Below are 15854 nucleotides of genomic sequence, written 5' to 3' on the forward strand. Positions count from 1 at the left end.
GTGTCCCTTCCTCGCCGGTCCGGACCGCTCCACGGCCCCTGGCCAGGGTAGACGCGCCCGCCGACGACGACGCCGCCCGGTGCGGTGGCCCGGGTCACCGCGCCCGCCGGTGAGGCGGGTCGCGGTGGCGGTGGCGGCATGTCGGTCCGGGCCCGCGGCCCGAGCCGGGCCGGGCGGGCAGGCCGGGCCGGGCCGGGCGGGCGAGCCGGGCCGGGCGGGCGAGCGAACCGGGCTGGGCGAGCCGGGCCGGGCGGGCGGGCAGACCGGGCGACCCGGGCGGGTCAGTCGCCCCGGGAGCGGTCGTGGGGGCGGGAGGGGCGGTCGGTCCGGGTGCCGTCGGAGCGGTCGTGCCCGGCCCGGTCATCCCCGGCCCGGTCGCCGACACGGTGGCCGGCGGCGTCGCGGTCGGTGGCGCGGTCGGTGGCGCGGTCGGTGGCGCGGTCCCGCCGACGGGCAGCGGCTCCGCGGTCACCGGCGTCGAGGTCACCGGCGTCGAGGTCGTCGTCGGGGTCGTCGGCGTGGGTGAGGTCCCGGGCGGCCGGGCCGGTGTCGTCGTCGGTTCCGTCGTCGGCGCCGTCGTCGGGGTAGGGGAAGAACTCCTCGTCCCCCGCGACGTCGGCGCGACGGGCGGGTGCCCCGCCGGTGCGCCGGCGCTCGACCAGCTCCGCCACCGTCGACACCCGGCGGCGGTCCCGGGCGGCACGGGCCCGGGAGACCGCGTTCCGCGAGCGGTCGGTGCCGCCCACCGGAACGTGCCGGGCGAGCTCGGTCCCGGCACAGGTCAGCACCGCCGGTATCCCGACCAGCAGCAACGCGGACCCCAGCACCGCCCACGGGTGCAGCGACACCGGGTCGTAGGGCCCGCCCGCCAGCGCACCGCCTGCGAGCGCGGCGGGCACCGCCGCCCCGACCGCGACGACCACGGCGGCGGCCGCCGGTGCCGCGACCCGGTCCACGACCGGCGCGTCCTCGCCGAGCGCCCGGCGGCAGGCGATCCCGCCGAGCACCCCCGCGACGACGGGCAGCAGCACGACCAGCACCGCGGCCGTCGGGACGGTGGTGACGGGCAGCACCGCGGCGGGCGGGAACGGCGGGAGCGGTCCGGGCTCGGCACCGAAGGGACCGGACCGGGCGATCCCGACCGACACCCCCGCGCCCAGCGCCCAGGACAGCGCTCCGAGCAGGGCGTTCGGCAGGTACCCGACGCTCAGCACGAGCACCCCGACGCCCGCCCAGGCACCGGGTGCGATGCGCTCGGCCGTGTCGGCGACCTCCGAGGCGCTCACGAGCAGCCCCGTGGTCAGCACGAGCGCGGCGACCAGCAGCAGGGCGGCGGCCGCGACCCTGGCCCCGGCGAGCGCGGCGCCGGGCCATCCGGACAGGACCCGCTGCCAGGCCGCCGGGGCTCCGCAGGCGTGCACGACACCGATCCCGGCGGCCGTGCCGGCGACCAGCCCGGCCCCGACCATCGCCGCCCACGGTGCGGTGACGGCCATGTCCCGCGGCAGCAGGGCCCCGGCGAGCACGGCGACCGCCGCGGCGGCGCCGGCCTGGGACGCGACGACGGCGCCCGCGTCGTGCCGGACCCGCCCGCCCAGGCGGAGCACCGCCCAGCGGGAGCAGAAGGCCACCAGCGCGACGCCGACCAGCGTCGGCAGCAGCGGCAGCACCCCGAACGGCCGCCCCTCCACGGCGACCGGGATGAGGTGCGCGGCCAGCCACAGCGGGACGGCGGTGGCGAGCGCACCGTCCGCGGTCACCGCGACGCCGCCGGTGCCGGTCAGCAACGCCGCCACCGGGACGAGCATCGTGTACCCGGCGAGGACGGCGCCCATCGTGGCGACGAGCAGGATCCGCAGCCGGTCCAGCCCGGTACCCGACGCCCGGTCGCGGGACGGTGTCCGGGCGGGGCGGCGACGTCCCCGCTCCGCGACGGCGGCCGCGCGCCCACCGCGGGACCGCTCCGGGTCGGACCCGGTGTTCCGGGTCCGGGGGGCCGGGCGACCGCGGGCGGGACGGGGTGGTGCTCACCCGGTCAGCGTCGCAGCGAACGCCCCCGGACCGGGCAGGCACGCCGCGACGTGCCGGGGCCCACGCCCGACGGCAGCGCGGCCGCCGTGACGGGTGTCCGCCGTGGGTCCCGGTTCCGGCGTGCCCGGGTCAGGCGGGGCCCGGGTCAGGGGGCCCGGCTCAGGCGGGGCCGTCGCCGCCGGGTCGGAAGGTGCGGGTCGCCTCGTCGTCGCCGGAGGCCGGGGACGCGGGACGGTCGGTCCGCTCGCCGGAGGCCGGCACCGCGGAGGGACGGGTGGTCCCCGCGTCGTCCGGGGTGCCGGCCGGGTGTGCGCCGGCCGCGGGCGGGGCCTGTCCGGGGTCCGGCGTGCCGGTCACCGCGGCGGCGCGATCGCCGTAGGACACCCCGGAGAACGCACCGCCCGTGCCGGACGGGGCGTGCGGGTCGGCCGGCACGGGCGGCACGGGCGGCGCGGTGTGGCTGCCCACCGCGTGGCGGCCCACGTCGTCGCCGGTCCCGTCCGGTGTCCCGGGCACGCCGGCCGAGCCCGGCTGCCCGGACTGGTGCTGCCCGGCGGGCTGCGGCGTGGGGACCGCACCGGAGGCGCCTCCGTACGGGGCCGCACCCGCCTGGTCCGCGCCGGGCTGCGCCGCACCGTGGGCACCGGGCTGCTCGGCACCGGGGCCGCCGTACCGGCCCGCACCGTGGGGCCCCTGCCCCGCGCCGTACTGACCCGCACCGGGCTGCTCCGCGCCGTACTGACCGGCGCCGTACTGGCCCGCGCCGGACTGGCCGGCTCCGTACTGGCCCGCTCCGTACGGCTGCACCGCCGCGTACTGCGCCGCCCCCGGCTGCCCCGGGGCGTACGGGACGGCGCCGGGCTGGGCGCCGTAGGGGTTCGCGCCGTACTGGCCCTGGCCCTGTGCGTCCGCGCCGTGGGGCGTCGCCCCGGAGGCTGCCCCGTACGGGGCCCCGGCACCGGGCCTGCCCGCGCCGTAGGGCTGCTGCGGCGTCCAGGGCGGCTGCTGCCCGGGCGGGACCTGACCGGGTCCCCAGCCGGGCTGCGCGACGTGCGACGGGCGGGGCGCCCGCGGGGCGGGGGCCGCGACGACGCCGGACAGCAGGAGCTGGGCGTAGAGCAACGCGGCGGCGAGCAGCGCGACCACGAACACGACCCAGCCGAGCGTGCCGCCGACCGCCCCGGTGCCGGTGCCGGCCAGGAGCAGCAGCATCTCAGCGCGCCCGTCGTCGACAGGACCACGCCACCGACCAGGGTGCGCCCGGTACCGGGCAGCAGGGTGAGGGCACCCGCGACGCCGCCGGCGACGACCATCGCGACCGGGAACAGCCCGGTGGTGACGTCGAAGAAGGTCAGGACCAGCGTCAGCAGGGCCAGCACGGCCCCCGCCAGCACGGCGACCCGCACCGTCGGGGCAGGCGTGGCCTGCTCCGGAGCCGGGGCGGCCCCGGGCTCGTTGCTCGACATGACGACCACTCCCGTGTGACGGACGGACTCGCTGCACCGCACGCTAGCCGATGCCCCCGACCCGACCGGGTGAGGCGCTCGGGTGCACACAGCACGACGCGCGGGCACCCGGGAGGAGTTCCCGGGGCCCGCGCGTCGGACGTGCGGAGAGCGTCGCCGATCAGGCGGAGAGGATCTCCTTCATCAGGGCGGCGGTCTCGGACGGCGTCTTGCCGACCTTGACGCCGGCGGCCTCGAGGGCCTCCTTCTTCGCCTGCGCGGTGCCGGCCGAACCGGACACGATCGCGCCGGCGTGGCCCATCGTCTTGCCCTCGGGGGCGGTGAAGCCCGCGACGTAGCCGACGACCGGCTTGGTGACGTTGGCCTTGATGAAGTCCGCGGCGCGCTCCTCGGCGGCGCCACCGATCTCACCGATCATCACGATGGCCTCGGTCTCGGGGTCCGCCTCGAACGCCTCGAGGGCGTCGATGTGGGTGGTGCCGATGACCGGGTCACCGCCGATGCCGATGGCGGTGGAGAAGCCGAACTCCCGCAGCTCGTACATCATCTGGTAGGTCAGCGTGCCGGACTTCGACACCAGGCCGATGCGGCCCGCGCCGGCGATGTTCGCCGGGATGATGCCGGCGTTGGACTTGCCGGGCGAGATGATGCCGGGGCAGTTCGGGCCGATGATCCGGGTCTTGTTGCCGGTGGCGACGGCGTGCGCCCAGAAGTACGCCGAGTCGTGCACCGGGATGCCCTCGGTGATGACCACGGCCAGCGGGATCCCGGCGTCGATGGCCTCGATCACGGCGTCCTTGGCGAACTTCGGCGGGACGAAGATGACCGACACGTCGGCGCCGGTCTCCTTGATCGCCTCCTCCACCGTGCCGAACACCGTGACGTCCTTGTCGCCGATGGTGTGCGTGGTCCCGGCCTTGCGGGCGTTCGCACCACCCACGATGTTCGTCCCGGCGGCGAGCATCTTGGTGGCGTGCTTGGTGCCCTCGCCGCCCGTGATGCCCTGGACGATGACCTTGCTGTTCTCGTTGAGGAAGATCGACATGTCTCAGGCTCCAGCGTTCGCGAGCTCGGCGGCCTTGGCGGCCGCGTCGTCCATCGTGCCCACCACGGTGACGAGCGGGTGGTTCGCGTCGGCGAGGATCTGGCGACCCTCCTCGACGTTGTTGCCGTCCAGGCGCACGACCAGCGGCTTGGTCGCGTCGTCGCCCAGGATCTTGAGGGCCTCGACGATGCCGTTGGCGACCGCGTCGCACGCGGTGATGCCGCCGAAGACGTTGACGAAGACGCTCTTGACCTCGTCGTCGCCCAGGATGACGTCCAGGCCGTCGGCCATGACCTGCGCCGAGGCGCCGCCGCCGATGTCGAGGAAGTTGGCGGGCTTGACCCCGCCGTGTGCCTCACCGGCGTAGGCGACGACGTCGAGGGTGCTCATGACGAGCCCCGCGCCGTTGCCGATGATGCCGACCTGGCCGCCGTCGAGCTTGACGTAGTTGAGGCCCTTGGCCTTGGCCTTCGCCTCGAGCGGGTTCTCGGTGCGCTCGTCGACCAGGTCCGCGTGCTGCGGGTGCCGGAAGTCGGCGTTGGTGTCCAGGGTGACCTTGCCGTCGAGAGCGATCACCTTGTCCTGCGGGTCCCGGACCAGCGGGTTGACCTCGACCAGCGTCGCGTCCTCGGAGACGAAGGTCTCCCAGAGCTTCACGATCACGTCCGCGGTCTCGTCGGCGACGGCGACCGGGATCTTGCCCGCGGCGACGATCTCGTCGGCCTTGGCCTTGTCGACGCCGGCGATCGGGTCGATCGCGATCCGGGCGAGCGCGTCCGGGCGCTCGACGGCCAGCTGCTCGATCTCCATGCCGCCCTCGGCCGAGCACATGGCCAGGAAGGTGCGGTTGGACCGGTCGAGCAGGAAGGAGAAGTAGTACTCCTCGGCGATGTCGCTGGCCTCGGTGACCAGGACCTGGTGCACGGTGTGGCCCTTGATGTCCAGGCCCAGGATGGCCTCGGCCTTCTCCTTGGCCTCGTCGGCGTTCTCGGCCAGCTTCACGCCGCCGGCCTTGCCCCGACCACCGGTCTTGACCTGCGCCTTGACCACGACGGCGGTGCCCAGCTCGGCCGCCGCGGCCGCCGCGTCGGCGGCGTTGTCCACGGTCCGGCCCGGCAGCACCGGGACTCCGTGCGCGGCGAAGAGGTCCTTCGCCTGGTACTCGTAGAGGTCCACTCGGCTCTCCCGCTCCACTTCGCTCTCGCCGCGACCGGCACGTCCCCGGCTCGTTCTCCGGGCGCGCCCCGCACAGGTGGCGGGCGGCAGCGGTCGCGGACGTCGGTGATGCTGCGCCCGGGAGCCTAGCCACGCCGTGCGCACCGGTCCTGACCTGGGCCGGTGACCGCTGTCACCCCGTCGGCCCAGTGCTCGATTCAGATGGACCGTCCGAGTGATCGGGGCCACGCGCCGCCCCGTGGTGCAGCGGAATCCTGTGACCTGACTTACCTTTCGGACATGGCGACGTCGCTACCCGGAGGCGCTCGCCTGCGCGCGATCGCCGACGGGGCGCTGTCGACAGTGACGGCCGCGACGTCCGACCTCGGGCAGGCGGCGGGCTACGCCGCGCGGACGTTCACCTCGCGGGCCGGGCTGCGCGGGCTCGCGCTCGAGGGTGCGTGGCTGGCGGCGCACCTCGCGCTGTACCCGATCGGGCTGGCCGGGGAGACCGTCCGCCCGCAGGGCCACTGGCGCACCGACACCCTCCCCCCGGTCAAGCGGAGCCTGGTCGTCGCCGACCCCACCGCGGCCGGGACGCCGATCCTGCTGGTGCACGGGATCATGGACAACCGCTCGGTGTTCACGGTGTTCGCCCACGAGCTGCGGCGGCGCGGCTTCGGGGTGGTGCACGCCATCAACTACAGCCTGCTCACCGACGACGTCCGCACCGCGGCGCACGAGCTCCGCGGCCACGTCGAGCGCCTGCGCGAGGCCACCGGGTCGGACCGGGTGCACATCGTGGGGCACTCCCTCGGCGGGGTGATCGCCCGCTACTACGTGCAGCGGATGGGCGGCGACGCCGTCGTCGACACCCTGGCGACGCTGGGCAGTCCGCACTCGGGGAGCAACCTGGCCCGGATCGCGCCGCTCCCGCTGTGCCGCCAGCTGTGCCCGGGCTCGGCGATCCTGCGCGAGCTGGACGAGCCCGCCCCCGGCTGCCGGACCCGGTTCCTGGTGGTGTGGTCGCGGATGGACGAGATCATCGTCCCGCAGCGGAACTCCCGGCTGCGCCACCCGGACCTCGACGTACAGGAGCTGGAGCTGGACGACGTCGGCCACCTGGCACTGCCGGTGGACCGGCGCACCGTGCACTTCGTGGCGAGCACGCTGGCCCGCGGCGAGCAGGAGCGTCGCGAGCACGACCGGGTGCGCGACCGGAGGCTGCGGGGATCCCTGCCGCTCGTCGGCCGGCACACCGCCGAGGGCGCCTGAGCCCGGTCGGAGCCGCGGAACGCTCCTGGCCCGGACGGAGGAACGGGGCGCCCCCGTTCACCGCTCCCCGCGCGATCGCCCGACCGGTCGTCGACGAACGACGACCGTCCGCAACCACACAGCGGCCCGCCGTTGCCGCTCGGCGAGGCCCGGGTTAACGTCGCGTCGTCCACGTCACGGACCGGTCACGGTGATCGGTGTCGCCCCGAACGACGCCATCCCCCGACGGAGCCCCCACTCCGACGATCACCGCCGGTCGGCCCGCGGCGCCCTGAACACCAGAAGGGCAGTCTTGTCGCGCCACCGCTCCCCCAGCGGCGCCACGCGACCGGAGGCCCGGCCCGGCACGCTCCCCCCTGTGTCGCCGGCCGGTCACCGGCTCCCGGCGCTCCCGGCTCCCCCGCCGGCGGTCTCGCGTACCCGCATGACCGTCGCCGCGGCGGCCGGCGGTGCCCTCGTCGCGGCAGGCCAGACGGTCGCCGGAGCCCTCGGGGTGCCCGGCTGGGGCGGTGAGGCCTCGGTCGAGGAGTCCTACGCCCGGCTCGCCGCGTCGGCGATGCTGCCGGTGTCCGGCGACACCCGTCCGGCCGACACGACCGCCCCGATGGACACCTCCGCGATCGGTGGTGAGCAGCTCAGCGCGCAGGCCGCATCCCTGCCCGACCTGGACTCCACCTCGAAGGTCGACGTCGCCAACCTGACGAAGGCAGCCCGGATGGGCCGCGAGGCCGCCAAGCTGGAGCGGGCCGTGACGACCGCGATGTCGCACGGCGCCCCGAAGGCGGTCATGTACAACGGGGAGGCCCTGGTCATGCCGACGGCCGGACGGTTCACCTCCGGCTTCGGCGCCCGCTGGGGCGTGCAGCACAAGGGCATCGACCTCGCCGCCCCGATCGGGACCCCGATCTTCGCCCTGACCGACGGCGTCGTGGAGAAGTCCGGCCCCGCCAGCGGCTTCGGGATGTGGGTGGTGCTCAAGCACCCCGACGGCACGAGCACCGTCTACGGCCACATCAACCGGTCGTTCGTCCAGGAGGGCCAGCAGGTCAGGGCAGGCGACGAGATCGCCGAGGTCGGCAACCGCGGCCAGTCCACCGGTCCGCACCTGCACCTGGAGGTGTGGGAGTCCGACGGCACGAAGGTCGACCCGCTGCCGTGGCTGGCCGCACGCGGTCTCGACGTGACCGCCGCGACGGGCTCGCTCGACGCCTGACCGCGGGCACCACTGCCCCGCTCCGCCCGGAAGGTCCAGAATGGCCGGGTGGCGGACGATGCGGCATACCGGGTGGGGGACGGCGAGCGCCGGGCGGTCGACGCCCGGCTGCAGCGCGCGCACGGCGAGGGGCGGCTGTCCCTGCCCGAGTACGAGGAGCGCTCCGCGAAGGCCTGGTCCGCCCGTACCCGCGCCGACCTGGAGCCGCTGACCCGTGACCTGCCGGCCGACACCGCCGGGGCACCCACCACCGCCGTCGAGCGGACACCGTCCGCGGACGCCCCGGCCCCGGCCGGCGAGTTCGCCGCGGCCGCCGGGCGCCGGGCCGGCGGGATCCTCGCGACGGCCGCGCTCGTCGTCGCCGCCGTCTGGGGCGGGTCCCAGGTGCTGCCGGTGACCGACGGCGTCACGGTCTTCGGGTCCCGCACGATCGGGGTCCAGGCCGACACCCCGCGGGTGGGCGGGGTGCTGCTGTTCGGCTCGGTCGAGGTGGTGGTGCCCGACGGCGTCCGGGCGGACGTCTCCGGGTTCACGGTGTTCGGCTCGACGGAGTGTCCGACGGCGTGCGCCACGCCCGGGGACCGGACGGTCGACGTGCACGTCGCCGGGGCGTTCGGGTCGGTGAAGGTCCTGACCCCGGCTGAGGCCGCGACGCAGGACCGCGACGACGACTGAGGTCTACAGCTTCTGCATCGGGACGCCGCCGATCAGCATCAGCCGGACCGTCCCGCCCGAGCCGAAGTCGATCGTGACCGTCGCACGCGGACCGACGCCGTCGGCGGCGACGACCGTGCCCAGGCCGTACTTGTCGTGGTTGACCCGGTCCCCGACGTCGAGGTGCAGCGACTGGTTGTTCAGCGACCGCTCCGGGACCTTCCAGGACCCGCGGTCGGTGGCCTGCGGACGCTTCCCGAACCCGAAGCGCCCCACCGGCGCCGACGGTCGCTGCGCGGCCAGCTGCTCCTCGGTGCGCCGCCAGTCCACCAGCGACGGGGGCACCTCGTCGAGGAACCGCGACGCCGGGTTGGTGCTGGGCTGCCCGAACGCGGACCGCACGATCGCCCGGGACAGGTAGAGCCGCTTCTCGGCGCGGGTGATGCCGACGTAGGCCAGCCGGCGCTCCTCGGCGAGCTCCTTGGGGTCACCCAGGGTGCGCAGGTGCGGGAAGATCCCGTCCTCCCAGCCGGTCAGGAAGACCACCGGGAACTCCAGCCCCTTCGCGGTGTGCAGGGTCATCATCGTGACCACACCCGAGTCGTCGTCGGGGATGGAGTCCGCGTCCGCGACCAGCGCGACCCGCTCCAGGAAGGCGGCCAGCGAGCCGGGCTCCGGGACGCCGTCGGGGGTGTCGTCATAGGTGTCGGCCTCTCCCTCGGGGGCCGCGCCGTCGGGTGCCGCGCCGGATCCGATCGCGCACCCTCCGTCCGTGGCGAGGTCGGCGACCGCGGCGTCGCCCGCGAACTCCCGCGCCACCGTGACGAGCTCGGCGAGGTTGTCCATCCGGGTGCCGTCCTGCGGGTCCTCCGAGGCCTGGAGCTCCTCGAGGTAGCCGGTGCGCGCGTAGACGGCCTCGAGCACCTCGGCGGTGTCGTCGCCGCGCTCGACGAGCTCGCGCAGCTCGTCGAGCATCCGGACGAACCCGGCGATGTTCTTCTGCGAGCGGGTCGCCAGCGCCGGCAGCCGCTGCGGCTCCTCGGCGGCGGCGCGGAGTGCTCGGGCGAACGAGGTGCGCTCGCGCTCGGCGTACTCGGCGACGACCGCCTCGGCCCGGTCCCCGATGCCGCGCTTGGGCACGTTGAGGATCCGGCGCAGGCTGACCGTGTCCTCCGGATTGGACAGCACGCGCAGGTAGGCCAGCGCGTCCCGGATCTCGCGACGCTCGTAGAACCGGACCCCGCCGACGACCTTGTAGGGCAGGCCGACGCGCAGGAACACGTCCTCGAAGACACGGGACTGGTTGTTGGTCCGGTAGAACACCGCGATGTCGGAGTTGCGGTACTCCCCGGTGTCGACGAGCCGGTCGATCTCGCGGGCGACGAACGACGCCTCGTCGTGCTCGTTGTCCGCGACGTAGCCGACGACGCGCTCACCGTCGCCGGAGTCGGACCAGAGGCGCTTGTCGCGCCGCTCGGGGTTGCGGGCGATCACCGCGTTCGCCGCGGACAGGATGGTCTGGGTCGAGCGGTAGTTCTGCTCCAGCAGGATCGTCCGCGCGTCCGGGAAGTCCTGCTCGAACTCGATGATGTTGCGGATGTTCGCGCGGCGGAAGGCGTAGATCGACTGGTCCGAGTCCCCGACGACGCACAGCTCGCCGGGGCGGCCGTTCGCCGTGGCCGGGGCGACGAGCTGGCGGACCAGCTCGTACTGCGCGTGGTTGGTGTCCTGGTACTCGTCGACCATCACGTGCCGGAAGCGGCGCCGGTAGTACTCGGCGACGGCCGGCAGCCGGTCCAGCAGCGAGACCGTCTCCATGATCAGGTCGTCGAAGTCGAAGGCGTTGGCCTGGCGCAGCCGCGACTGGTAGACGCCGTAGACCTCGGCGATGCGCCGCTCGTGGTCGGTGGCGGCACGGTCGGCGGCCTCGTCCGGCGAGACCAGCTCGTTCTTCAGGTTGGAGATCTGCGCGGCGAGCGCCCGCGGCGCGAACTTCTTCGGGTCCAGCTCCAGGTCGCGCCCGACGATCCCGACCAGGCGACGGGTGTCGTCGGCGTCGTACACGGAGAAGGCGCTGCGCACCCCCAGGTGCTTGGCCTCGCGCCGCAGGATCCGTACGCACATGGAGTGGAAGGTGGACACCCACATCGGCCCGGAGCGACGCCCGACGAGGGCGTCGACGCGCTCCTTCATCTCCGCGGCGGCCTTGTTGGTGAAGGTGATCGCCATGACCTCGCCGGGGTGCACCCCGCGCTCGGCCAGCAGCCAGCCGATCCGGTGGGTCAGCACACGCGTCTTGCCCGACCCCGCGCCGGCGACGATGAGCAACGGCGAACCCGCATGGGTCACGGCCTCCCGCTGGCGGTCGTTGAGACCCTCCAGCAGTCGGCGGCCCTGGGCCGTCGTCGGCTCGGCAGCGGCGGCGGGGCCCGTCCCGGGGAGTTCGAACAGCGCACTCATCGTGTCGAACACGGTACGCCGGGGGTCCGACGATCCCGCTCCGGCGTCGCCGGGCGGCCTCCCCGGTCCGGGGGAAACGCGCCGGCGCCCCGCGCACGGTGGTCTACACTCGCCGCGTGGCTCACGACGGTCGATTTCGCTACGGGTACCGGACCCCGGTTCCCGCTGCGCCGCCCGTCTGAGCCCAGACGCCACCCGCACGCCCCGGAGTCCGACGGACCCGGGGCGTTCGTACGTCCTCGGTCCCGACGGCCCGTGACCGAGACGAGGAGACCATGACCGTGACCGACCCCGCCGCCCCGCAGCCGAGCTCCGGCACGAGCACCGAGGTGCGCACCGGAGCCGACCCCGAGATCGAGCAGCTGCGCCAGGAGATCGACCGGCTCGACTCCGAGATCCTCGACGCGATCCTGCGCCGCACCGAGGTCTCGAAGCGCATCGGCGCCGCGCGGATGGCCGCGGGCGGGCCGCGCATCGTCTACAGCCGCGAGATGGCGGTGCTGGACCGCTTCGCCGACCTCGGCCCCGAGGGGCGCGAGCTGGCGATGATGCTGCTGCGGCTGGGCCGCGGACGGCTCGGCGGTCGCTGACCCCCGGCGACACGCGGTCACACCCGGTGGGCGCCGCCGAGGTGACGACCGTTCGGCGATTCACGCGCAGTGCACAGGGCGGCACACCCGCAGGGGCCCGACCTGGGACTCCGACCCGGGGGTGGTCGCAGGATGGTTGCCTTGCGGGGCAACGAGCAGGGCGAGCGGTCGGATACGGCCGATGAACGGGAACCACCCGATCGGGTGATCTGCGACGAGCGGAGGGTGATCACTTGGGGATCGAGGGCACTTTCCGGTACATCTTCCCGGGTCGAAATGACTCGAAGGAGGACGTGCGGCCGTGACCGACACACCTGGCCGAGCCCCGCTCCCCGGCGCCCCCGGCGCCACCGGGCGCCGCGACGTGGTGAGCGTCGCCGAACTGCTGGCGCGTCACTCGCGTGCCTCCCACGCCTCCTCCGACGGGACCGGTCCGCTGACCGGGCCGGTGCTGTCCGTCGGTGACCTGCTGCGCCGCGAGGGTCGTCCCCCGGTGGCCGAGGGTGCGTCCGCCGAGGCCGCCTCGGCAGGGGACATCGCCGCCGCCGGCGCCCCGGGCGGCTGGCCGGACATCGACCTCCCGCAGCCCCGCACCGCCGAGGGCGCCGAGGGCTGGGCCGGTCGTCAGGGGTCCGGTCGTCGTCGCGCCGGTGCGGTCGCCGGCGCGCTGCTCGCCGCGGGCTCCGTGCTCGGCGCCGCCCTCTACAACGGCGTCGGCACCGAGAACTCCGACGCGCGTGCCGCCGCCGACGGCCTGTTCCCCGGCTTCGGGCTGCCCACCGCGGGCACCCCGGACACGCTGCCCGCCCAGTACCTCCCGGCCAACGTGGCGCTCAGCTCCCCGCTGCCCGACGTCCCTGCCACCGCCCCCGGTGCCACCGACTGGATGGCCGTCGCCTTCGGTCCCCGGCAGCCGGCGCAGGCGGTCGCCGCGGGCGTCGCCCCGGGTACCGCCACCGGGCCCACGGTCCCCGCGCCGCGTACGCCCGCCACCCCGCCCTCGACCGGCGACCCGGGCACCGGTTCCCCGTCGGTCCCGGCGCCGCGCGGACCCGGCGGGACGGGGTCCCCGCTCGCCCCGATCGTCGCGCCGATCAACAACCCGGACCGGCCGCCCGCGGGCAATCTCCTCGAGCCCGTGACCGGCACCCCGCCGTCGCGCGGCGGGACCAGCACCGGCCCGATCCAGGACGTCACCGAGAACGTCCGCCCGGTCGGCGACGCCGTCGGCGGCGTCGTCGGCGGCGTCGTCGCCCCGGTCGCGCAGGTCGCGGCACCGGTCGGGCGGACCCTCGGCGGTGCCGTGTCCCCCGTGACCGAGGCCGTCCGCCCGGTGACGGACGCGGTCAAGCCCGTCACCCGGCCCCTCACCGACACCCTCGAGCCGGTGACGACGCCGGTGCTCGGCGCGCTGTCGCCGGTCACCGAGCCCGTCCTGAAGGGCACCGAGCCGCTCACCGGCCCGGTCCTGAAGGCCGCCGAGCCGGTCACCGGACTCCTCGACACCTCGGCGAAGAAGGCCACCGGGAACACCGGCTCCTCGTCCTCCGAGGCCACCCAGCCGCTGCAGGCCGTCACCGAGCCCGTGGGCCAGGTGGTCGGCACGGTGACCGAACCGGTCGGGGCCGCCCTGTCCGGCGTGACCGAGCCGGTCGGCGGAGTGCTCGGCGGCGTCACGAAGAGCGCGGGCGGGCTGCTGGGCGGCTGACGCCCGGCACGAGCCTCCTGCGGTACCGACGCTCCCTCCGGCCCGCTCCGGTCGCCGGGGCGACCTACACGAGCCTCCTGTCGGAAGCCCAGCGGGACAGCTCGTGCCGGTTGGACGTCTGCGTCTTGCGCAGCACGCTCGACACGTGGGTCTCCACCGTCTTCACCGAGATGAACAGCTCCTTCGCGATCTCCTTGTAGGCGTAGCCGCGGGCCAGCAGCCGCAGGACGTCGCGCTCCCGCTTGGTCAGCTGGTCGATCTCGGGGTCCACCGGCGGGGCCGCCCCCGGACGGTCGGAGAACGCGTCCAGCACGAACCCGGCCAGCCGCGGCGAGAAGACCGCGTCGCCGGCCCGCACCCGTCGTACGGCGTCGGCCAGGTCCCGGCCGGAGATCGTCTTCGTGACGTAGCCGCGGGCACCGGACCGGATCACCGAGATGACGTCCTCGGCGGCGTCGGACACCGACAGCGCCAGGAACACCGACTCGGTGCCGGCCGCCCGCGCCCGGCGCAGGATCTCCGCGCCCCCGCCACCGGGCATGTGCACGTCGAGCAGCACCACGTCCGGGGCCAGGTGCCCGACGCCGGCGACCGCCTCGTCGACCGAGCCCGCCTCACCGACGACCTCCAGCACGGGGCTGCGTCCGTCGCCGCGGTCCAGCTCGGCGCGCACGCCGGACCGGAACAACGCGTGGTCGTCGACCAGGTAGACCCGGATGCCGGTGCCGTCCGGCCCGGCCGGGGTCCCCGGTGCGTCGGCGGTGGTCATGCCGTCTCCTTCTCCGTCAGCGGCATCGACAGCCGCACCTCCGTACCCTCTCCGGCCCCGGTGCGGATCCGCACCGTGCCGCCGTGGCGACGCATCCGGGCGTGCACCGAGTCCGCGAGACCGTGCCGGTCGTCGGAGACCGTGTCCGGGTCGAACCCGGTACCGCGGTCGCGCACGAACACCTCCGCCGCGCCCGGGCCCTCGTCCGAGGGGGGCTCGACCTCGACGTAGACGTCGACCTCGGAGGTCCCCGAGTGCTTCGCCGCGTTCACCATGGCCTCGCGCGCCGCCAGCACCAGGGCCCGCAGGTCGTCGTCGAGATCGACGTCACCGACCAGCACCGGGCCGACGGCCACCGCGTAGGTGTCCTCCACCTCACCCGCGACACGGGTGATCGCCACCGACAGCAGCGTCTCGACCGCGTCCGGCCCGCCGCTGCCGCCGCGGGCCCGCCCGTCGGGCCCGTAGAGCCACGCGCGCAGCTCCCGTTCCTGTCCGCGGGCCAGCCGTTGCACCTCACGCGGGTCACCGGACTGGCGCTGGATCAGCGCGAGGGTCTGCAGCACCGAGTCGTGCAGGTGCGCGGCGATCTCGGCGCGCTCGGCGGCGACCGCCCGGGCCCGGCGTTCCTCGCCCAGGTCACGCACCAGCCGCACCCACCAGGGGACGGTGAGGACCGCGACGCCGAGCAGCGTCGCGAACGCGGCCAGGACCCCGAACCGCACCTGTCCCAGGTCCAGGTTTCCGAGCAGGAACACCGCCAGCCCGGTCAGGACCAGGGCGGCGCCGAGCAGGGTGCGGGCCAGCGCCGCACGGCCGCCCACCACGCGGCTGCGTGCGTCGCGCGCCCACCGCCGCCGCTGCGCCTCGTCGGCCTCCCGCCACACGACGGCCGCACCGACCGTCGCCAGCCCCAACGGGCCGGCGATCCAGCCCAGCACCGCCGAGCCGGAGGTTGCCGCGACCAGCGACAGCCCCAGCCCGAGCGTCAGCAGACCGGCCGCCTGCAGCCGCTCGGACCGGGTGACGGTCCGCTCGACGCCCGTGGTCTCCTGCCGCACGAACACCCAGAGCAGGCCGTAGGCCAGCACTCCGGCCCAGCCGAGCAGGGTCAGGACGACGAAGGCCGCCCGGATCCACCGGACGTCGACACCGAGGTGGTCGGCCACGCCGCCCGCGACGCCACCCAGCAGACGTCCCGAGCGACGACGGGTCAGCGGGGCGGTGCGTGCTCCGGACCGCGGGGGCGCGGGGCCGCCCGGGCGCGGCGACGCGGGCGGGCCGGCCGGCACGGGCACCGGGCCGACCGGGACGGTCGGTCCCACCGCCCCGGCGGCGTCCCGCGGCTCGACGGCGGCGGGCACGGCGGCGGCGGGCACAGCAGCACCGGGCACAGCAGCACCGGGCACAGCAGCACCGGGCGGTGCCGCGTCGTGCGGCGCCGCGTCGTGCGCCGCGGCCGCCCGCGCGGCGGCGGGAGCGGCCGGT

General features: G+C 75.5%; 12 protein-coding genes. 5 read left to right on the forward strand and 7 right to left on the reverse strand.

Annotation, left to right across the window (positions count from 1 at the left end; genetic code table 11):
• Nucleotides 1-281: 281 nt before the first annotated feature.
• From KPF47_RS29915 to sucC, 4 genes are all read right to left on the reverse strand, one after another.
• On the reverse strand, nucleotides 282-1835 hold the full coding sequence (locus KPF47_RS29915; protein ID WP_224392144.1) for a DUF6350 family protein: 1554 nt from the start codon (nucleotides 1833-1835) through the stop codon (nucleotides 282-284).
• Nucleotides 1836-2190: 355 nt separating this feature from the next.
• Nucleotides 2191-3243, reverse strand: coding sequence for a hypothetical protein (locus tag KPF47_RS29920; protein WP_224392285.1), 1053 nt, complete (start codon nucleotides 3241-3243; stop codon nucleotides 2191-2193).
• A gap of 414 nt (nucleotides 3244-3657) precedes the next feature.
• Nucleotides 3658-4542, reverse strand: a complete 885-nt coding sequence (gene sucD, locus KPF47_RS29925; protein WP_224392145.1) for a succinate--CoA ligase subunit alpha — start codon at nucleotides 4540-4542, stop codon at nucleotides 3658-3660.
• A gap of 3 nt (nucleotides 4543-4545) precedes the next feature.
• Entirely contained in the window at nucleotides 4546-5736 is a 1191-nt protein-coding gene (gene sucC / locus KPF47_RS29930; protein WP_308015530.1) for an ADP-forming succinate--CoA ligase subunit beta, read from the reverse strand.
• 261 nt (nucleotides 5737-5997) lie between these two features.
• On the opposite strand from sucC, the gene KPF47_RS29935 reads away from it, so the two are divergent.
• The 3 genes from KPF47_RS29935 (at nucleotide 5998) to KPF47_RS29945 (ending at nucleotide 8860) form a co-directional block, all read left to right on the forward strand.
• Complete coding sequence (locus KPF47_RS29935; RefSeq protein ID WP_224392147.1) at nucleotides 5998-6972, forward strand: triacylglycerol lipase; 975 nt, start codon at nucleotides 5998-6000, stop codon at nucleotides 6970-6972.
• Nucleotides 6973-7396: 424 nt separating this feature from the next.
• The gene (locus KPF47_RS29940; protein ID WP_224392148.1) at nucleotides 7397-8185 is read left to right on the forward strand and encodes a M23 family metallopeptidase; all 789 of its coding nucleotides are present in this window, start codon (nucleotides 7397-7399) and stop codon (nucleotides 8183-8185) included.
• Between the two features lie 48 nt (nucleotides 8186-8233).
• Nucleotides 8234-8860 carry a DUF1707 domain-containing protein gene (locus KPF47_RS29945; protein ID WP_224392149.1) on the forward strand — a complete coding sequence of 209 codons (627 nt, stop codon included), beginning with the start codon at nucleotides 8234-8236 and terminating at the stop codon, nucleotides 8858-8860.
• Between the two features lie 3 nt (nucleotides 8861-8863).
• On the opposite strand, the gene KPF47_RS29950 is transcribed toward KPF47_RS29945, so the two are convergent.
• Nucleotides 8864-11299: a UvrD-helicase domain-containing protein gene (locus tag KPF47_RS29950; RefSeq protein WP_224392150.1), complete on the reverse strand. Its 2436-nt coding sequence runs from the start codon at nucleotides 11297-11299 to the stop codon at nucleotides 8864-8866.
• Between the two features lie 275 nt (nucleotides 11300-11574).
• Between KPF47_RS29950 and KPF47_RS29955 the strand changes: the two genes are divergently transcribed.
• Both KPF47_RS29955 and KPF47_RS29960 read left to right on the forward strand, forming a co-directional pair.
• Entirely contained in the window at nucleotides 11575-11889 is a 315-nt protein-coding gene (locus KPF47_RS29955; protein ID WP_374108916.1) for a chorismate mutase, read from the forward strand.
• Between the two features lie 301 nt (nucleotides 11890-12190).
• A complete protein-coding gene (locus tag KPF47_RS29960; protein ID WP_224392151.1) occupies nucleotides 12191-13597 on the forward strand; it encodes a hypothetical protein in 1407 nt (468 codons plus the stop codon).
• Between the two features lie 64 nt (nucleotides 13598-13661).
• Here KPF47_RS29960 and KPF47_RS29965 read toward each other — a convergent pair whose 3' ends face one another.
• Nucleotides 13662-14366 carry a response regulator transcription factor gene (locus KPF47_RS29965; protein WP_224392152.1) on the reverse strand — a complete coding sequence of 235 codons (705 nt, stop codon included), beginning with the start codon at nucleotides 14364-14366 and terminating at the stop codon, nucleotides 13662-13664.
• Nucleotides 14363-15658 (reverse strand): PspC domain-containing protein, encoded by a 1296-nt coding sequence (locus tag KPF47_RS29970; protein WP_374108920.1) that lies wholly within the window; start codon nucleotides 15656-15658, stop codon nucleotides 14363-14365. The genes KPF47_RS29965 and KPF47_RS29970 overlap by 4 nt, the downstream gene beginning before the upstream one ends.
• Nucleotides 15659-15854 lie beyond the last annotated feature (196 nt).

The organism is Pseudonocardia sp. ICBG1293, from assembly GCF_020131355.1.
In the GTDB taxonomy this organism is placed as follows: domain Bacteria; phylum Actinomycetota; class Actinomycetes; order Mycobacteriales; family Pseudonocardiaceae; genus Pseudonocardia.